The organism is Bacillus sp. FSL R5-0593 (assembly GCF_038603755.1).
GTDB classification, from domain to species: domain Bacteria; phylum Bacillota; class Bacilli; order Bacillales; family Bacillaceae; genus Bacillus; species Bacillus velezensis.
This window is the reverse complement of sequence record NZ_CP152011.1, coordinates 1,242,134-1,260,513: the sequence shown is the minus strand read 5'-3', so window position 1 is coordinate 1,260,513 and position 18,380 is coordinate 1,242,134. Positions and strand designations below refer to the sequence as shown.

Sequence of the window (18,380 nt, the reverse complement as noted above, 5' to 3'; positions counted from 1 at the left end):
TAATAAGATAAATAAAAATAGACCCCCTCACAGTTAATGGTAAGGGGGTTATTGAGTATACGGCCGATATTTCTTTTTTGAATCCAAATGTCTGCATTCCCATACCGTCTACAGATATACTTTCTCTAGATTGGAATATTTTAAGCATGTATAAGGATAACAACTGAAATAAACGAAGATTATGCAAAAATGGAGTGATGAGGTGTTGAGCAGTAAAGTGTTTTATGATTTTGCCGCCATGATAATGTACAAATATTTAATTAATACTGTATTAGTTTATTCAATATGTTAATTTTACTTTGATCTTTATTACTCTTCTTTGTTCTTCTATACCATCTAATAAAGACTTATTATAAACCTTGAGGTAATCATCAATAGTCAGCAAATGATATTTGGCTCCGTCATCTTCAAAAACCCCTAGGTTATTATAGTCTACGTCTGCAAATGGTTTTAAATCCTCAATGCAAGCAATGCCTATTTTAGTATTCGTTTTCCTAAATTCATGCTCATGTAAATCAACCAATTTATATCCTTGCAGTTCCATACTTTTTTTTAGCTTTTCCCACTTTTCCTCTAAAAATATTACAGGAATAAGGATATCAATGTCTTCTGGTGAAAAGTTCAACCCAGTTACCTTCTCAAGACCTAAAGATCCATATAATAATGGAATAATGTCTAACTCTTTATTAAGAGTTTTAGCTATATTTATAAATTCATTATACAATTTCATCTTTATATCCCCAATTTTTGGCCATTTAGAATCAACTGCTACTTGGAGTTTCTTTGGAATTTTATAAATCCTGTAGGTCAATTTTATAATTTTCACTTTAAAAGGATTCTTTTATCTCAATGGATCTCCTGAAGCTATATGCCAATGCAGATGCTTTGAATCCTGATAATCTCCTAAGTTTGTAAGCACCCTGCAAGAACCACTTTCTTTTGTCACCTTCGCCGCAACCTTTTTAATCACACCCAGCAACTCGAGTAAAAGTTCATTGTCGTCTTCTTCCAAAGTGATTAAAGAAGAGATATGTTTTTTAGGAATAGCAACAATATGCACCGGCCAAAAAGGTCTTGTATGATGATACGCCAAAACATTCTCGGTTTCTAAAACTTTATTTACTTTTGTTTTTCCGCTTAATACTTCGTCACAATAAAAGTCTTCAGTCATCATTAATCCCCCTTACTCTTTAGCTTTGATCATCATAATCAATATACAAATTAACCCAATGCTCTGCTTTATTTTTCACTTTTGTTATTAAGATAAGAGAACCACAATAAACTTATGAACCCAGCAGCTCCTATGATTGTAGATATAATGTAAGTCCAATTAAGTAAATCCATAAACTTCTCCTCTGAGAAATAATTTCAATACATCACATTTTGTGTTTTTTTCTGATTAATAAATTCTTTATTCTTCCTCAAATTTATTTATTCTGCTTAACATTCTCCTATCGTTTTTCGAAGCTTTCTTCAGCGATCTTTTCTCATATAATGTTCCTTTATTAATCACAACAAAATCAGTATTATTTTGCACATAAACTTGGAAGTCAGATGATTCATAGTAACCCGTAACGTTTTCTAAAACCGTCTTGGAATTGTCTTTATTATATAGATCATAGTTGACTGGCGGTCTGCTGATTGCAAATTTCCCAAAAACAGCAACATCATCCTTACCGGGAGTATGGCTCGCTCCTTTAATAAATATAACGCTAAATATTAAAATCAAGAAAATTGCAATTAAAGTTCCTGCAAACATAAATTTTTCATTTCTTTTCCAGTTCAACATAAACAACCCTTTTCTTTATCATGCCGTGTTGATATAAGTAAATCTTACAATTTATGTACTAACATATAAATGTTTAGAATTTAAACAAGCCGCTTCCATTCAACATACTTAAATCGCTGCTGATGAAGGTCTTCCAGGATTGATGCCCATTTACCTCAGCCTTCCACAACAATGCTTTTTTCTCTCCATCCTAAATCCGTTCACTTCAAAGTTACTCACCCTTCCGAAAGTGTTTTTACTTAGAGCTCAGCTACTTAACCACAACTTTTTGTACAAGAATAGAGTCCCAAAGCCAAAAGATCAGAGAAAATAATACGCTGAATAAATATATCTCATAACTCGCTAGTATAGACCCTAATGGGTTATAAGGTTCAAAGAGAACCGACATGATTAGCCATGCAATAAATGAAAACACTGTGTATAGTAAGAGATATTTAAAATTGAACATTCTAGGTTTTCGGTTTAAGATAAGCTGCAATGGCAATTCAAAAATTAAATAACATGTCAACATGATCCCGCTAATTATAAGATAAGGAACATATTCAGCTTGATGCAGGGTGATCACATATACCAGTGTAGAACATATGGCCGACAAAATAAGGACAGCTAGGTATCTTACTACCATCAAATCTATCTCCCCCCTTACGATTAAAAAACAAACATGCTTGCAATTGCTATTTTTCGTAATAATAAGATTTGACCCAAGGATAGATTCTGCCCTTATTTTCACACCATTCAACAAATCCCTTTGATTGTTTTTCTTTAAACAACAACCAGTCATTCAACAAATCTTGATAATAGTTAAGCTGTTCGTTATTGCTTTTTCTTGTTTGTTGACATTCTATCTTGTTGTTCAACTGCCGGGACTTGGTAAGAAGTGCTTGATCTTCTTCAATATCGCCTAGATATAAATCTTCGGATATGTGATGAAATGAATACCACAAGGCGTTCAAATGAATATCGATTAACGTTAATAAAGATAATTGTTCATTACTGCCGCCTAGTCTAAGTGCATTATTCAAGTAATCAACACGATTTTCAGTATTTAAAAACACACCATACCACCTGTATGGTCTTGGATCTTCGGGGTTACTCTTCATCCATGCTTCAAGCAGAGGCTTTAAAAGATCCGTTTCTAAAGGGTGAACAAGTATATGGTGAATATCATCTGATGTTTCTAATAAAGCAAATAGCCAACAAGCAAAATTCTGTTGTGCATGATTATCCCACGTTTTGGCTTCATCGATAAAGGAAGATAATGCATTAAGGGATTCTTTACGTAACCCTTTTTCTTTGAGAGAGCAAAACTTTTTAAATAATGGGTATTCATCCAGTCTGTCATTTTTTAAGATATTAGTTAAGACATCTATCATGATTCACATCTCTCTTTGCCTAGAATAAACTTAAACAATTTGAAATACGACATACAATGCAACTTCAGCTACAAGCAAATAAATCATATATCTAGCATAATTTAATACATCTTCATCAGTATTTTTCTCTTTTTTAAAAGTCCATGCAAATAAACCTAATACAGTTGCCACTAACACGATTTCAATTATTGTTAAAATTGACATACCTTCCTCCTAAAAAAGACGAGAGTTCCTTATGATGCATATTTACTTAGTTTCTTCAAAATAATAATGACAATAAACTGAGTTGCTTTCTTCATATCTAATATATGTATCTTGGGTTAAGAACTTTGTATAGCCGGTTGTTTTGAGTATCGCTTTACTCATCATGAGCATATCCTTCTGGATATCATAATCTGTTTGGATATCCAAATTAACTTTAAATGCTGCATGTAACTCAAAGAACCAATCGTCAAATTTAAATTTTAAAATTTTCATTGCGATCCCCCGATCTGTTTCATTGAAATGCGTCAATTTAGACTAAAACTATAAATCAACCTCAATCGCCTTTTCATATGCTGAATGGAAAATTATTTTGTTATCTTTCCATTCGGCATTACCTACTCCTAACACATCAAGGTCGTCTTCACCCTCGGTATTTCGGGTCATAATATATACGGTGTCCTTATTCACTTTTCTCATTAAACCAGGGTATAAACTAGGAACATGCACATAAAAATCGTAAAAGTGATTCGTTTCCCCTAAGGTGGCGTTTCTATATTCTATGGTTACTGTTACATTTTTAGCTGGCGAAGAAATGGTCCCATATGAATCACCAGTTGCCGCCAACAATGCAACTATAAGTACTACTGGAATTGTTAAGCAAATTACATATAATTGCCGTATTTTATATCTACGAGCTAACACAAAAAAACCGACTAAAGTAAGCAGTACAGGGAAAATATAATTTGTTTCCACTACAAAGCTTAAGTAATAACCATCATGAGACATTAAGAAAACAGTTAAATCAAATGCTAAAACCAATACAAAGAAGATTGTTGCTCCATTTATTTTGCGTAATATTTTGTTTACCATAATCATTGCCCCCGTTCATACACCGCACTCGATCATTTGCGATCTGCAGCCTTAGAGTTGCATTATAGCAAAGTAAAAGGGGCGTCAGTAATAAAGACAGAACAAAAAGACTTATACAAATTTAATCTCTTCATTTAATTCAGAATTATTTCACCTTATAAAAACTTTCCATTTCTTCATGTTCATCACCTTCAATGAGTTCAAAGCTGCCTGGTACATTATACATTATTTTCCGTTAATCTATCAATTCCGGTTAATACCTCACCATCATCTTACATCTTCATCTATCACACACCATAATTCATTATCTAATAATACGTTCCAACCTTTTTAACCCGCTTAATCTTTCCAATTCAATTAATTCGAACACTGCCAAGTAATTCCCTGCACTCCGGTTTCTCACCCATAGCCTCTCTTCTCAAATTCTTAACCACACAAGATTAAGGACAAAGACTCAGGTCAAATTATTCATTTTCTTCTCCTTAATCACACATTGTTCTGTTTCTTCATTCCTACATGGTAATATCTTGTTAAAGTATTTCGTATGAAAGGATATGGTCATGAAAGTTTTCGAAGCAACCACCCTGCTGGCCGCTGCCAAACAGCGTGCGGGTGAATACAAAGAACTGCGCGGCCAGATGGTCAATCTAAAAAAAGCGTTTCAAGGTATGGCTGACCTCGGTGACAGCGACTTTTCAGGCAGGGGCGCTGACAATATCAAAGCCTTTTTCCAGGACCACGCCGGCGTCACAGACAGCTGGCTTGATCTGATCGATATGAAAATCGCATTTCTCACAAGCCTTCCCGGCAAGGTCGAAGATGCCGGACTTTCCAATTCGCATGTGGAGGAATCATTTCTGGAGCATGAGCTCACCCACGCCCTCAGTAAATCAAAGGCGATTATGGAAGAGCAGAAAAAGGACATGCGCTCCATCCTCGGAGAGATCGAAGACATCATCTCGCTTGATCTGTTTTCAACGGAAAGCACAGATCAGAAGCTCTCTTCAGCTGACAAAAAAAGAAGCGAAACGATACATAAACTCGGCAAGCTTGATCACGATCTAACGAAAGAATACGCAGAAACCGAAGCAAATGAACATTTTATCCAAGCAGATTTCCAGCAGCTCCAAAACGCCACGGGCAAAGGAAAAAGCGCCACGCCGCTTCACTACAACGCCAAAGCATACCGTGAAAGCGACATCCATAAGAAAAAAGGCGATATCGCAAGACATTCGGATGCTTATTTGACGATTAAAAAGGAAGAAGCGAAAGAGCGTGAAATCAAGGATCTGAAGAAAAAGCTGGCTGATGGTGTAACCGACCCGGATGAATACTTAGAAATCGCCAAAAAGGTTGGCTATGAGAATCTCACCCCTGAACAGCTTGAATTTGTTTCATTTCTGGAACAGCGTAAAGCTTTCATAGATAACGGAAAAGAAGTATTGCAAATCATAGGTGATGGCGCCAAAGGTCTGCTTGTTGGTGTATACGATCTTGCCAAGGATACCGGTGAAGGAGCACTTCAACTCGGATGGAATATCGGTTGGACAATTGACAACTTAAACAAAGATCCTCAAAAAGTTCTAGATACTGTTCTGGAATACGATTATCTAGGTGTCTATCAAAGTATGGTTGACACATTGAAGGATGATTGGGATAAAAAGATGATTCACGGGGATGCATATACACGGATGCACTATGTTACTTACTTGGGCGGAAGTCTTCTGTTATTGAAAGGCGGAAAGTCCTCTGTCTCAACAGGCTCGAAAGATCTTGCTAAAGCTGGTGGCACAATTAAGAAAGGCGGAAAGTCTGTAAAACAGTTTTACAAATCTCCTGTCAATCGGTATACTCCTGCATTAGAAGGAATCCTTCAAGATGCTGAGAATACTATTAACGTGAAGAATACACCACTCCTAAAAAGAATAGCCGATTCCACTAAAGGTAGTGTACTCTTTAAATCAATCAATGGTAAGTCATCAAAAAACAAGACAGTTAAAATAGGCCTTTCCAAAAAATCAAGAGAAGTTGCGCTTCCAAAGGTAGACACATATGAACAAGCTAGAAATGAGGCGCTAAATCTAATTGGTGATTTAGGAATAGATTCAAAACCTTTTATAGGTACTTTATCTAAAAGCGCAGGCTTTGGTAAAGTTACTGGCCGAATGTCTGGAGATAATAAAGTCCTTTGGAGATTAGATTATGACCCCGAAAAGGGTCCTCATATAAATGTTGAGGATTATAGAAATGGAAAAGGAGATAAGGCAAAGAAATATTATATACCTTTTAACGGAAACGAAGATACTTATAAATCCCTTTTAAAACATTTAAATAAATAGGAAGTGTTAATATGACCTTATACGAAGAATGTCTAGAAGCTCTTGGAGATAACAAAGAAGTCCTCACTATTTCTGAGACACGTAAATATCATGAGCAACTTGGCGAAAGTTTCCCCTTCACATCATGGGGAAGAATTAAATGGGATGAAGTAACTTATCACAGATCTATTGATTACGCTGAAGATATTGATGAATGGTTAGTTGAGAATAAAATAGATAATAAAACTGTTATTCTCCTTTGGGCTTACGGTGATTATCCAGCTGTAAAAACCAGCTTAGACAACGCCTTAAACGTAATTGATGATGTAACTGCTGTAGGTTCAGATACCTTCATGTTCAGCGAATCTGGTTATGTTATTGAATTTTTCCATGATGGAGATGTAACAATAGGAAAAGCAATATGAAAATATTAGCCCTTCTTAGTTAAGAGAATCAATATGAATTTAGAGAAAAAAATGAAAGATATATTAATTAAAAGAAAAAAACTTAATCTTAATGATGACTATGGCATTCAAAAAAGTTGGGATGAAATAATTGAAGTGCTCTCAGAAAACGAAGAAAATACAATCAGCTATCTAGAAAATTGTAATAAAGCAGATTTATATTGGGTCAGTGAGGTATTTGAAGATTTAGCTGAAAGTTTGCAAACTAAAGACCTTATTGATTGTTTAAGAAAATTAGATGAAAAATACCCTGGCCTAGAAATGACAAATGATATTGATATAGCAGAAAGTTATATATAATATACTTACCATCTCTTTTATTTGAAGATAACGATTCTTGGTGGTGGTAAGCAATGATTGAAATTAAAGTTTCTGATCCTGTATTTAGATTTCTCGGCGGACATTTCCACCAAGATATAGAATCTCCGGCAAATGCACTTGATGAATATTTAAATGAAGCATCACAAAAACTAAAAGAAAGAGATTTAATAGCACTAACTGAGTTTGTAAATAGTGATTATTCAGAAGAAGACAAGAATGAATTTATAGAGGAAACAGCGGATGGCATATACTTTCCTGAAGATGATATAACTCCATTAGAATGGCTTAAGCAAGTCACTGAACAAATTAAAAAGCATCTTAAACAACATAGTTAGAAAAAGAGCCCTCTTATAAGAAGGGCTTCTTTTATAATTTCAATTTCACTTCTAGCTCCGCTTTCGTTTTTAGTCCGTAAATGCCGTATGTCTTCAAAACAAACATGGACTGAATCGTTCGACCGCATTTTTGATGACAGATAAATTGAAGTGGTATAAACTGCAGAAAAAGACGGTAATAAAAAATCCCATAATAATGGACTTAATTTATATTCTTCTAATCTCATTTTATGGGATTTTTCCCATCTCTCTGATGAACAAAAAGTCGCTAAACCATATCGGCTGTATTAGATGTAGAGATGTATATTAATAAAGATGGCTCAATAGCTACTGCATATCCTTTATATAAAAAACCAAGGGAATTATGGAATATTCATTTGAATGTAAAAGAGACCATTTAGGATACTTACGAGTAGTTCTCCCCGCAGAGTTAGAATACTTTTCTGATTTCATTGAAGACATTGTTTCGGTAGATGAAGCTGATGAATACTTGAAAATGATTCAAGATGTATTAGATAGTTCTTCTGAAGAATATGAGATTCAACTAAATACAACCATTGCATATATAAAAGAAGATCAAACAGTCATAGAACACCTTTATACAGAAAATGAAAACGATAGAAGCTCCATGGAGACAGAAAAATTCACTTATACTCGACTGGAGAGACAAGATCCCCCAAAGGTATAAGAGTGATGATTGAAACTTTAGGTCCCTTGAAATTCAAGGGACCTTTTTATTACTTAATAACGCTTCAAGTTTCACTTTGTTTTCGATCCGCAGTTACTATCGGAGAACTCATTAGGAAGCGTCTGACGAATTTTCGGTTTTCAATGCATAATAGCTATCAATGCCATTTCCTTGTCCTTCTTACTGGAATAATGTAAGCCTCTAGAGCTCTATCAATATAAAGTAAAAAACCCTTGCTACGCAAGGGTTTTGGCTATGATTCCGACTGGGCTCGAACCAGCGACCTCTACCCTGTCAAGGTAGTGATTATCTTCTGATACGAACGGACGTTTTATTTTGAAACCTTATTTTATAAGGTTTGCTGACCAGTCTTTCTGATAAAAAATCTTCTGTTTTGGCTAAAAATGAACAAGTTGGTCCCCAATTCGTCCCCAACTGTCCCCAAATCAGATTTATTGACAACAGAACTTAGGTTCGCATATCATCTTTGCAGGAGTTGAATCGCAATGACCGATTTTGAGCGTAAAGTGTATCGGATTATTTTTAATATGACCCGCTTCGGGAAAAATCCCTCCATGGAACAATTGAAAAGGAAAACCGGGAAAGATGAACAAGCAATACGTGCTGCTGTGAAAAGTTTGATGAGGGAACGTAAGTTAATGTGGGATAAAAGAAAAGAGAAATGGAACGTAAATAATTAAAAGCTTACTTAAAAGTAAGCTTTATGAGTTTTCTGATTCAGCAGCCTCTTGGTCTGCAATCATCTCAGCAATATTCATAGTTGGCAAAATAATAGGTGTTTCATTTCCTTTACTTGAGACTTCCGATATTAATGATCGCAAATATGGGTACAATATAGAAACGCCATTAATTTTATAAAAACCAAGCTTTTCTTGTTCGGTTAATTCTTCATCACTTTCTATACAGAATTCACCTTTTATTAGACACTTTACGAAGAAAAAATTTTTTTCGAGTTCTGGATCACCCATTTCTATTCCTAGAGTAATCAAAGCTTTGTTTTTTTCTTCGTCAGCAAAATCTAAACCAAAACTAAATGTCGGTAACAGATATTCTCCATCAGGCTCTCCCCAAGGGTCAAATTTATATTCTATGTCTGTTACATGATAGTCAGTAAATTGTAAAATTGATCTCATACTACGCAGCCCTTACAGTTTCATTATTAGAGAAAGACTTCTTAGTGTTTTTAATGTGTACACTAGTTGTGTCTTTGAATGTTACGGGAAAGTTAAAGAAAAATTGTTCTTGGTATTCCGGATAATGATTAGGTGAAAAAAGGTCATCCATAGTCAACTCTTTTCTCTCCCCACCAGATTCCACAAAAATTCCTGGGTTTAGCGAATCTTTGCTAACATCAATACCCAATTTCTGAGCAGAAGCAAAAATCTTATCGTTGTCAAATTTAAATTTCATGTATATCACTCTCTTCTATTTGAAGTGTTATTGGTCTACGACGTCGACGTCCTTTACTTCTCTTTCCTTTAAAAACCTTAGTAGGGATTAGACCCACGATTTTAATTTTTTCAAAGTCAAGAATATCTTTGTCGCGAATACAAAGCTGCACTCCATTAAGACCTAATTCAACTTCTACGAGTTCTCTATCAGTAGCAGAGGTTGTTTTAAACGTTCTTTGAATAACTTTAACTTCTTCCGGTAACTGGTCACAGACTAAACATCTTAACTCTGTTGCAGTTTTATTTGTTAAATTTATTCTTTGTTCATGACAATGTTTCTTGAATTCTTTAAAAAAACCTCGAAAAAAATTATACCCACCCCGGGAGTCCAAATTCAAAAAATTTTCATTGTCGATTTCAATAGTCGCTTCTAAAACAGCTCCATCTTCTGTTCCTTTGAGTTTAAAAACCGACCAAGTTTTTGCTTGATCAAAGTCATCTCGAAAGAAATAAGAACCTTGCCCAAGCCAATGATCTTCTCTTAGATCCCCTAACTTGAATTCTTTATCTTTGATAATTTTATTCGCAACTCTTAACGAAGTTCCGTGAAAACCTTTAATGTTTATTTTGTAATTATAATCCCCATGAGTCAGCATTTTAAACCCCAGTTTTTAATTCCTTTTAATTTTAAAACACTTTAAACCATTCCAAAATGGTATATCTTACTTAAATATATTAGAACATTATGGAACAATAAACAATAATAAAGTTCTATTTTCCACCCAAAAATAAACATTATATGCATATTGTGTGTACACTGATTGTGTATTCAATACATAAAATCCCCACGTCGAACTTCGTTTAATATTCAATATATAGATATATAAAGACTAACCTCCTCTTTTTTTCACAATATATAGACCTCCCGTTAAAAATTTCAAACCAGTCTTTCATACATAGGTGGCAACTGTAGGACAAACAAATATTTTTAATTGGCTTTTCATCTTCAAGCTCACTTCTCAAGTATTTAACCATACATGAATAAGCACAAAGGCGCAGGTCTAATTATTCATTTTTCCTCTTTTGATCACACATTAATCTTTTTCTTTATTCTTCCATGGTAATATTTTGTTGAAGCATTTAAAAGAAAGGAAAAGATCATGAAAGTTTTTGAAGCAAACAGCCTACTGTCCGCTGCCAAACAGCGTGCGAGTGAATACAAAGAACTGCGTTGCCAGATGATCAATCTAAAAAAAGCCTTTCAAGGTATGGCTGACCTCGGTGACAGCGACTTTTCAGGCCGGGGCGCCGATAATATCAAAGCCTTTTTCCAGGATCACGCCGGCGTCACAGACAGCTGGCTTGATCTGATCGATATGAAAATCGCATTTCTCACAAGCCTTCCCGGCAAGGTCGAAGATGCCGGACTTTCCAATTCGCATGTGGAGGAATCATTTCTGGAGCACGAGCTCACCCATGCCCTCAGTAAATCAAAGGCGATTATGGAAGAGCAGAAAAAGGACATGCGCTCCATCCTGGATGAGATCGATGAAATTATCTCGCTCGAATTGTTTTCAACCGAAAGCACAGATCAGAAGCTGTCTTCAGCTGACAAAAAAAGAAGCGAAACGATACATAAACTCGGCAAGCTTGATCACGATCTAACGAAAGAATACGCAGAAACCGAAGCAAATGAACATTTTATCCAAGCAGATTTCCAGCAGCTCCAAAACGCCACGGGCAAAGGAAAAAGCGCCACGCCGCTTCACTACAACGCCAAAGCGTACCGTGAAAGCGACATCCATAAGAAAAAAGGCGATATCGCAAGACATTCGGATGCTTATTTGACGATTAAAAAGGAAGAAGCGAAAGAGCGTGAAATCAAGGATCTGAAGAAAAAGCTGGCTGATGGCGTAACCGACCCGGATGAATACTTAGAAATCGCCAAAAAGGTTGGCTATGAGAATCTCACCCCTGAACAGCTTGAATTTGTTTCATTTCTGGAACAGCGTAAAGCTTTCATGGATAACGGAAAAGAAGCATTGCAAATCATAGGTGATGGCGCCAAAGGTCTGCTTGTTGGTGTATACGATCTTGCCAAGGATACCGGTGAAGGAGCACTTCAACTCGGATGGAATATCGGTTGGACAATTGACAACTTAAACAAAGATCCTCAAAAAGTTCTGGATACTGTTCTGGAATATGATTATCTAGGTGTCTATCAAAGTATGGTTGACACATTGAAGGATGATTGGGATAAAAAGATGATTCACGGGGATGCATATACACGGATGCACTATGTTACTTACTTGGGCGGAAGTCTTCTGTTATTGAAAGGCGGAAAGTCCTCTGTCTCAACAGGCTCAAAAGATCTTGCTAAAGTTGGGAAGGCGGCTAGCGAAAAGATTAAAAATGGCAATCCATCTGTCAAGCCTTATGCCGATAGATATACCCCTGCATTAGAAGGGATTTTACAAGACGCCGGGAATACTATTAATGTTAAAAATACGCCGCTTTTAAAGAGATTAGTTCAATCAAAGGATGATTTGTTTACTAAAGCCGCACCTTATACTTACAGAGATGAATATGGAAACCTCAAAACAGTTAACTTAAAAATGGGCCATCTAAAAAACCAAAAACACCCTAAAACTGGAGTTCCATATAATAAAGACGGTTTCCCAATTTTCAAAGCAAAATTTGATACAAAGATTGATTCCAAACTTTATAAGGAAAGCGATTATTTACAATTTAAAGATGCAACCTTAAAATTAAAAGAAGAAATTGAAAGAGATCCTTTACTTAGAAATCAATTCAATGACCTTCAAATCGAAATGATAAAAGCTGGTGAAACACCAGACGGATATACTTGGCATCATCACCAAGATTCAGGGAGAATGCAATTAGTTGACCAAAAGGTGCATCGGCAAACAGGCCATACAGGAGGCCGGCACCTTTGGGGTGGAGGAAGTAAGAACAGATAGGAGTTGGTCAATATGACAGAGTGGAGATTCGCCGAAGAACCTATCGGGGAAACAACTGTTAAAAAAATCGAAAAGGCTTTAGATATTAAGTTTCCAAACGACTACATTTCAACTATATTAAACAACAATGGAGCACGCCCAAGTAAAAAGATTTTTGACTATGAAAATACAAAAGGCGCGGTTTTTAATCGATTACATGGTCTAACTGAGGATAGTTCCAGTTTTATTTTAGAGGTTTTAGAAGATTATCAGGATGGAAGAATGCTTTCAGGGATAGTCCCTTTCGCCTGTGATCCTTTCGGTAATGAAATCTGTTTCGATTACCGTCAGAATAAAGAAAATCCCTCCGTGGTTTTCTGGGATCATGAAATTGCTTATGAAGACCCTGATGGAGCTTTGAGTCATATATCTGATTCATTTACCGATTTGGTTAATAAACTATACGATGAATAAAAAGATAAGTCCCTTCTCATAACGAGAAGGGATTCTCTTATTTTAGTAGAGCTTCAAGCTTCGCTTTTGTTTTCGGCCCGTAAATGCCGTCAGCAGCCAGACCATACATGGACTTAAAAAACAAAAACCCTTCTCGTCATAAGAAGGACTTTCATTCATCATACGGCCGATACTTTTATCGTTTAAATGCAAAATCCCCCCACATTTGCGGAGGGACAAAAATTCTCATTAATTATCTTGCAGTAAAAATTCACAAACATTTGGCTTAATATGCTGTCTTTGAAGACTCATTAATAAATATTTGGTTTCAATTTCAGAAGAAAAGATTTTATCCTTATAACTCTCAAATTCTTTTCTTGTTGGTTTGTCGTTTTTAAAGACTTCTTCAACCGCAATGCCAAACGCATCAAACTTCTTACCCGCAGAGTTTTTTCTTAAATTGAGAGACTCTTTTTCGCCATTAAGACGATTAGAAAAGATGCTTAAAATCTCTACAGTTGCTTCGACTTGCTTCTCATTTAAGTTGTGATCTAAAGCAAACATAAAAAATGGATAATCATCACCATTTATAATTGTTTTTAATAAATAATTTTGGTACTTGAGAAGCTCTACTTCTTTTTCTAAACTCATGGAGTCACTCCTTTATCGTCATCCAATAACTTGCATAATCGCCCATGCAATAGTACGAGCAGCTGATTGCGGCAGCTCCAAATCAAAAATCATAAAATCAACCAACTTTTTCTCAATGTCACTGGAAACTTTGTCAAGGAAATTAGCCAGCTCTTTGGAATACTTTTTAACATAACTTGCATTTTTCTTGCTTAACAGACTTAGTAAATCCCCTGCTAAATCACCGCCGTATCTAAGAGCAAGAACAAGCGCATCTTTCTTCCATCCCTGTGTAGAAAATTCACCGCTTGTATTTCCAACTGATTTGCTTTTAGACTCAGCAATAGTCTGCAACTCAGTTTTTTGAACTTGGGCATACGTTAATAATTCATTACCTTTATTAGAACTTCTTTCTGCCGCAAAAGAGGTTAGTGGGGAAGCTGAAAGCATTATTGAAAAGGCTAAGCAACCAGCAAGAACTTTTTTCTTTAGCATCATTTTCTCCTATTAGTAGATGCATCTACAAGTGTTATTTGGCCCAAACAAATTATAACATTAAAATTTTACTTAAAATACATATTTTTCATAAAATACATTAAATAGTATTTTTGTCATTGTATTTCCCGAGTAAAAATAAGTAAGTGTTCTCTTTAATTTATGCGATTCATTACAATACTAATACAAAAACTGGTAGCATTTATTTTGAGTCCACAACGTTGGGTTTAGGTGAAAATAAGTGAATTATAAGAAAATCGCTGCCCTTATTCGTTTGGAAATCAATTGTTTATCAAAAAGGGTCGCCCTCTTAAACTGAGACAGAACTCTATTTTCACTTTAATAGTGCTTCAAGCTTTGCTTTTGTTTTCGGCCCGTAAATGCCATCAGCAGTTAGGCCATACATAGACTGGAATCGTTTGACCGCATTTGCTGTTTTCGAGCCATATGCGCCGTCGATTCCAAAGTTCTTTGCGCTCTTATCCGGGTAGTAATGAAGAGCCGCCAGCGCCGTTTGAATCTGTTTTACGGCCTCTCCTCGGGTCAATGGGCTTGTGACTTTAAAAGTACCCGCAGGCAGGCTGAATTTTGATTTCTGAGTGTTTTTAGGCTTTGAGGCTGTTACCTTCTTCTTGCCGCCGCTTTTCAGCTCGTTATCGCTTTTGATATAGGAGACATTCACATACCCGTGGAATGTCTGGCCTTTTGAATTGGTGTATTCAACATATCCCCATCCGTTGACAGTTGATCCAAGCTGATATTTTACAACCGTACCATTCGGCAGGTTAAGCACCATGGAAGAAGAGGCGCTCCGTTGCGTACGTAAAACAAGGCCGTCACTTGAAACCACCGTGTTTTTGATAAAACGGCCTTTATTCGAATCGGTGTTGGTTTTCGATTTGTTGTTAGTTGGTTTGTTAATTACTACCCCACCTAATCGCGCTTTTACTCCATTCTTGAAATCAGTAAACCCTTGGGATCTGCTTACCCATGGGGCCGGACAGATTTTGTGTGTAATGTCATAGTGCCGCACGATGTCATTGATCGGATCAAGTTTAAACTTCTTGCATAGCTCAGCGCAGACTTGTTCTGCACGGGCAATGGTATCCGGATGGAAAGTGCCGTTCTTTTCAATACAAAGCTCCACGCCGATAGATAAGAAATTCGCATTCGGCTTCAGCGCCGAGACACCCCGGTAAGGCTGCCCGTTAACAATCTGTTGGACATCATTCGCATGATAAGCCACCTCATTCAACGGAATGATACAAATAGCCTCTGTACGATCGACAAAGATATGTGCAGAAGCAAACGTCTGTTTCTTCTCAGACAGATTTCTGTTCTGTGCGGGGAGCGTTTGACCAAAATATCTATAATGATTGGCAGCAGGCGCGCCGGGGTTTGCCGTGTAATGTACGGCCAGTTTCTTCACGCCGTTGTTTTTAATTCCCGGCCGCGTCCATTTATTAATATCAATATATTGGTTTTTAAATGCTGACATAAAAATCTCTCCTATTCTGTTTTGAAATATAAAAAGGCCGCCGAACGGCAGCTCTTACTTGGTTAAATCGTGCTGTTTTAAAACGGCTTTTTGCTTATGGCCTTTTTCAGTCACATAGTTGTTTTTGAACCATGCTACCAGTGACATGATGATCGTAAACCCGATGGAGCCGCCTAAATAAACCGCGTCCGCAAGGTCATTCACTTGATCATCTGCAATCGGTAGCACATCTTTACCAAACATCACTAAAACTTGGTTTACCAGAGCAATAAAAAGAAGCACAGTCCGGACGACTGTACCTTTGTCGAATTTTTTCATATGTTATTTTCCTCCTTATTTTTGCAGCAAGTTATACATGATCGCGATAGCCCCGCCGATAAAGCCGGTGCTGACGGCCGTTATTATGGCTCCTGTGATGGTCCGTTTGATCCAAGTCGTATTTTCATCAATTTTGTTCAGCTTTTCGTTTAATGAAATGATTTGCTGATCATGCCTGTCTGAAGAACGTTCAAGGACACTTACCCGCTGTTCAAGAGTCTTTTGCCCGGCTTTAACCTCTGTAATTTCTTTTTGTAAAGCATTCACTTCCGGTACCTCCGTCATTTGTGACATTAGTACGCCCCCCTTTTATCTATCTCATACGCTTCACCTCCTTCGAGGCAAAATAAAAAAGCCTTATTAATTGGCTTCTGTTTGATCCTCGTATGGCTGCCCTGTTACTTCTTGAAACTGATCCGGTGTAACATACATCGCAGCCACACCCTCTTTCATGTCTTCGACGGTACAATCGTTAAAACCCATTGCCTGCTTTACCATTGCTGTTGTCGCCCACTTGTAGAACAAGGCATAAACCCAGAAATTAAGATTCACTGGTCACCCCTCCTTCCAATTCCAATACTTTAAGCTTTAAGGCAGCAAGCTGTTTACCCATTGAAATATTTACTGCTTCAGCCTGCTTTCGTGCTATGATTTCATTTGTAAGCTGCATCCCAAGAGCTTGCTGGCCTTCTTCAGCTTGCTTTCTTGCAAGCTCTTCGACCGAAAGTTGTTGCCCGATCTTGTAAAGTTGATCTTTAACTGGATCGGGATCGGTAACTATCTCTTTTTTCAAGCTGTCTTTATATTCTTGATCAGCCGTTTCGATCCAAGTATTCTTTTCTTTATCAAATTTAGGCCGCCACATTCCCGCACCATCAGCCGTTAATGGTGGGATGTCCGTAGCGTTATCAGACATCTTATACTCTCCGGTTTCCGGATCGAGTGATAATTCAGCCGGCTTACCAATATAAATATTGTCGCTTCCATAAGGGAATATCAGTTTCATGAAATCACCTTCCTTTCTTTAAGTTAGTGGAATATTTATGTCGATATAGTAACCGTTGACCTTTGATTCGGTTGTTGCCATAATACCAGTAATTTTCATGTCGCCTGAAGCGTATACAATTATCTTGCTGTACCCAGTTGTTCCGCTGGTTGCAACCAATTTCACCACACCTTTGCTTGGAGCGCAGGAAGTGGGTATGCTGCCGAAGACAATTTCCCTGTCAGTAAGAACATGACCATTTAAGTGAAGCGTATTTCCTACTTTTCGATATTGAACAGGTCGATCCCCTGTTTTGGCACCGTTTTTGTATGTCACATCTAACCAAGGAATATCAATGTCAGTAATAAGCTCCCGCCAACCCGTAAACTCACCTTCCTTGTGAATTGTTGAAATCCATGTACGGTTATCATAAGAGCGTGTGGCAACTATTTTTTTTAATCCTTGTGGCGGAGCCAAGTCAGCAGGCACATCCGATATATCATAATAATACCAAGCTGCATCATCATCACCAGGATGGTTTACAACGCCGGCACCAAAATAAAAGCCTGTCGGATAATCAAAAAGATTCTGCCCTTTCATTATTTTTATTCGTTGCCCGTCTTGTGTTGTCAGGGGATAGAGTTGCCCGCCATTCCACTTATCCCTTTCCACTTGAGAAATATGGCGAATGCCGTTGTTATCGTGTTGGCGAAACGCATAATAGTCGGCCTGTTTCACATTATCAACGTTACTAAGCCCGATCTGCTCCTTTGTAACCTCATGTGGATTATCTCTTCGGGCAGCCAGTTCATCAGTATATGCTTTAGCGTTTTTTTCAGCCGCATCAGCTTTGTTTTGGGCTCCTGTTGTCGTTTCCTTCGCATTCCAGTTAGTGCGCTCTGTGGCTGTAATATGCCGGTCATTATCCTTTGTATGGGCGTCAAAATCGGCTTTGGAAGCTTGCAGTACATTGTCAACGTTACCGAGCCCTACTTGTGCTTTGGTTGTCTTGTGTGGGTTGTCAATTCGTTTTTCGTGCTTGTCAGTATAAGCTTTGGCATCAGATACAGCAGAAGAAACATCTTCCTTCGTTGCTCCGATCGTTTGCAACTCTTTCAGGGCCTGATAGGCCGTATATTGATACCAGTTAAACCAGTCCGCCGGTGGGTGGTCCATCGGCTTATACCCTTGATCAATGGACGTTTGCGGCGGCCGCTGCCCGGGGTTCCCCCATTCTGGTAATTCTTTTGTAAAAGACATATGCTTC

Annotated in this window: 26 protein-coding genes and 1 pseudogene; 8 read left to right on the top strand and 19 right to left on the bottom strand. The window is 37.2% G+C overall.

From position 1 onward, the window contains the following. Positions 1 to 260: 260 nt before the first annotated feature. From NYE36_RS06475 to NYE36_RS06440, 8 genes and pseudogenes are all read right to left on the bottom strand, one after another. Positions 261 to 730 (bottom strand): annotated as a pseudogene (locus NYE36_RS06475) (hypothetical protein). A gap of 111 nt (positions 731 to 841) precedes the next feature. Continuing rightward, on the bottom strand, positions 842 to 1,174 hold the full coding sequence (locus tag NYE36_RS06470; RefSeq protein ID WP_014417482.1) for an HIT domain-containing protein: 333 nt from the start codon (positions 1,172 to 1,174) through the stop codon (positions 842 to 844). A 237-nt stretch (positions 1,175 to 1,411) separates the two neighbouring features. Further along, entirely contained in the window at positions 1,412 to 1,789 is a 378-nt protein-coding gene (locus NYE36_RS06465) for a hypothetical protein (protein ID WP_050515813.1), read from the bottom strand. Between the two features lie 250 nt (positions 1,790 to 2,039). Then, the gene (locus NYE36_RS06460; RefSeq protein ID WP_094032460.1) at positions 2,040 to 2,414 is read right to left on the bottom strand and encodes a UPF0715 family protein; all 375 of its coding nucleotides are present in this window, start codon (positions 2,412 to 2,414) and stop codon (positions 2,040 to 2,042) included. A 49-nt stretch (positions 2,415 to 2,463) separates the two neighbouring features. Continuing rightward, the gene (locus tag NYE36_RS06455) at positions 2,464 to 3,162 is read right to left on the bottom strand and encodes a hypothetical protein (RefSeq protein ID WP_094032356.1); all 699 of its coding nucleotides are present in this window, start codon (positions 3,160 to 3,162) and stop codon (positions 2,464 to 2,466) included. 30 nt (positions 3,163 to 3,192) lie between these two features. Continuing rightward, positions 3,193 to 3,366, bottom strand: a complete 174-nt coding sequence (locus tag NYE36_RS06450; protein WP_175406755.1) for a hypothetical protein — start codon at positions 3,364 to 3,366, stop codon at positions 3,193 to 3,195. A gap of 42 nt (positions 3,367 to 3,408) precedes the next feature. Next, positions 3,409 to 3,639 (bottom strand): hypothetical protein, encoded by a 231-nt coding sequence (locus NYE36_RS06445; RefSeq protein ID WP_039251891.1) that lies wholly within the window; start codon positions 3,637 to 3,639, stop codon positions 3,409 to 3,411. Between the two features lie 48 nt (positions 3,640 to 3,687). Then, positions 3,688 to 4,236, bottom strand: a complete 549-nt coding sequence (locus NYE36_RS06440; RefSeq protein ID WP_064116066.1) for a hypothetical protein — start codon at positions 4,234 to 4,236, stop codon at positions 3,688 to 3,690. 560 nt (positions 4,237 to 4,796) lie between these two features. On the opposite strand from NYE36_RS06440, the gene NYE36_RS06435 reads away from it, so the two are divergent. From NYE36_RS06435 to NYE36_RS06410, 6 genes are all read left to right on the top strand, one after another. Next, positions 4,797 to 6,575, top strand: a complete 1,779-nt coding sequence (locus NYE36_RS06435) for a T7SS effector LXG polymorphic toxin (RefSeq protein WP_094032355.1) — start codon at positions 4,797 to 4,799, stop codon at positions 6,573 to 6,575. An 11-nt stretch (positions 6,576 to 6,586) separates the two neighbouring features. After that, positions 6,587 to 6,979, top strand: a complete 393-nt coding sequence (locus NYE36_RS06430) for a hypothetical protein (RefSeq protein WP_021494070.1) — start codon at positions 6,587 to 6,589, stop codon at positions 6,977 to 6,979. A 33-nt stretch (positions 6,980 to 7,012) separates the two neighbouring features. Continuing rightward, positions 7,013 to 7,318, top strand: coding sequence for a hypothetical protein (locus NYE36_RS06425; RefSeq protein WP_064115924.1), 306 nt, complete (start codon positions 7,013 to 7,015; stop codon positions 7,316 to 7,318). Between the two features lie 53 nt (positions 7,319 to 7,371). After that, positions 7,372 to 7,674, top strand: a complete 303-nt coding sequence (locus NYE36_RS06420) for a contact-dependent growth inhibition system immunity protein (RefSeq protein WP_064115923.1) — start codon at positions 7,372 to 7,374, stop codon at positions 7,672 to 7,674. A 364-nt stretch (positions 7,675 to 8,038) separates the two neighbouring features. Beyond that, on the top strand, positions 8,039 to 8,362 hold the full coding sequence (locus NYE36_RS06415; protein ID WP_229024214.1) for a tRNA-Val4: 324 nt from the start codon (positions 8,039 to 8,041) through the stop codon (positions 8,360 to 8,362). Between the two features lie 506 nt (positions 8,363 to 8,868). Continuing rightward, entirely contained in the window at positions 8,869 to 9,063 is a 195-nt protein-coding gene (locus tag NYE36_RS06410; RefSeq protein WP_119027030.1) for a hypothetical protein, read from the top strand. A 21-nt stretch (positions 9,064 to 9,084) separates the two neighbouring features. Here NYE36_RS06410 and NYE36_RS06405 read toward each other — a convergent pair whose 3' ends face one another. Genes NYE36_RS06405 through NYE36_RS06395 form a run of 3 tightly spaced genes read right to left on the bottom strand, consistent with a single transcriptional unit; the run spans position 9,085 to position 10,430 of the window. Next, positions 9,085 to 9,516 (bottom strand): protein-export chaperone SecB, encoded by a 432-nt coding sequence (locus tag NYE36_RS06405; protein WP_119027029.1) that lies wholly within the window; start codon positions 9,514 to 9,516, stop codon positions 9,085 to 9,087. A 1-nt stretch (position 9,517) separates the two neighbouring features. Then, a complete protein-coding gene (locus tag NYE36_RS06400) occupies positions 9,518 to 9,793 on the bottom strand; it encodes a hypothetical protein (RefSeq protein WP_119027028.1) in 276 nt (91 codons plus the stop codon). After that, positions 9,783 to 10,430 carry a hypothetical protein gene (locus NYE36_RS06395; RefSeq protein ID WP_219194609.1) on the bottom strand — a complete coding sequence of 216 codons (648 nt, stop codon included), beginning with the start codon at positions 10,428 to 10,430 and terminating at the stop codon, positions 9,783 to 9,785. Before NYE36_RS06395 ends, NYE36_RS06400 begins: the two co-directional genes overlap by 11 nt. Positions 10,431 to 10,934: 504 nt before the next feature. On the opposite strand from NYE36_RS06395, the gene NYE36_RS06390 reads away from it, so the two are divergent. Continuing rightward, on the top strand, positions 10,935 to 12,755 hold the full coding sequence (locus tag NYE36_RS06390) for a T7SS effector LXG polymorphic toxin (protein ID WP_342496883.1): 1,821 nt from the start codon (positions 10,935 to 10,937) through the stop codon (positions 12,753 to 12,755). Between the two features lie 12 nt (positions 12,756 to 12,767). Then, entirely contained in the window at positions 12,768 to 13,208 is a 441-nt protein-coding gene (locus NYE36_RS06385; RefSeq protein WP_007408575.1) for an SMI1/KNR4 family protein, read from the top strand. Positions 13,209 to 13,436: 228 nt separating this feature from the next. On the opposite strand, the gene NYE36_RS06380 is transcribed toward NYE36_RS06385, so the two are convergent. The 8 genes from NYE36_RS06380 to NYE36_RS06345 form a co-directional block, all read right to left on the bottom strand. Continuing rightward, positions 13,437 to 13,838: a DUF1878 family protein gene (locus NYE36_RS06380; RefSeq protein WP_042635102.1), complete on the bottom strand. Its 402-nt coding sequence runs from the start codon at positions 13,836 to 13,838 to the stop codon at positions 13,437 to 13,439. Between the two features lie 18 nt (positions 13,839 to 13,856). Beyond that, positions 13,857 to 14,312: a hypothetical protein gene (locus tag NYE36_RS06375; protein WP_042635101.1), complete on the bottom strand. Its 456-nt coding sequence runs from the start codon at positions 14,310 to 14,312 to the stop codon at positions 13,857 to 13,859. Positions 14,313 to 14,646: 334 nt separating this feature from the next. Continuing rightward, the gene (locus NYE36_RS06370; protein WP_342496882.1) at positions 14,647 to 15,810 is read right to left on the bottom strand and encodes an N-acetylmuramoyl-L-alanine amidase; all 1,164 of its coding nucleotides are present in this window, start codon (positions 15,808 to 15,810) and stop codon (positions 14,647 to 14,649) included. Between the two features lie 54 nt (positions 15,811 to 15,864). Then, on the bottom strand, positions 15,865 to 16,128 hold the full coding sequence (locus NYE36_RS06365) for a phage holin (RefSeq protein WP_014470539.1): 264 nt from the start codon (positions 16,126 to 16,128) through the stop codon (positions 15,865 to 15,867). Positions 16,129 to 16,143: 15 nt separating this feature from the next. After that, positions 16,144 to 16,422: a hemolysin XhlA family protein gene (locus NYE36_RS06360; protein ID WP_013351240.1), complete on the bottom strand. Its 279-nt coding sequence runs from the start codon at positions 16,420 to 16,422 to the stop codon at positions 16,144 to 16,146. A 66-nt stretch (positions 16,423 to 16,488) separates the two neighbouring features. Beyond that, positions 16,489 to 16,680 carry an XkdX family protein gene (locus NYE36_RS06355; protein WP_076983146.1) on the bottom strand — a complete coding sequence of 64 codons (192 nt, stop codon included), beginning with the start codon at positions 16,678 to 16,680 and terminating at the stop codon, positions 16,489 to 16,491. Further along, the gene (locus NYE36_RS06350; RefSeq protein ID WP_327997739.1) at positions 16,670 to 17,134 is read right to left on the bottom strand and encodes a hypothetical protein; all 465 of its coding nucleotides are present in this window, start codon (positions 17,132 to 17,134) and stop codon (positions 16,670 to 16,672) included. Before NYE36_RS06350 ends, NYE36_RS06355 begins: the two co-directional genes overlap by 11 nt. An 18-nt stretch (positions 17,135 to 17,152) precedes the next feature. Further along, positions 17,153 to 18,373 carry a hypothetical protein gene (locus NYE36_RS06345; protein WP_327997738.1) on the bottom strand — a complete coding sequence of 407 codons (1,221 nt, stop codon included), beginning with the start codon at positions 18,371 to 18,373 and terminating at the stop codon, positions 17,153 to 17,155. Positions 18,374 to 18,380: the final 7 nt, after the last annotated feature.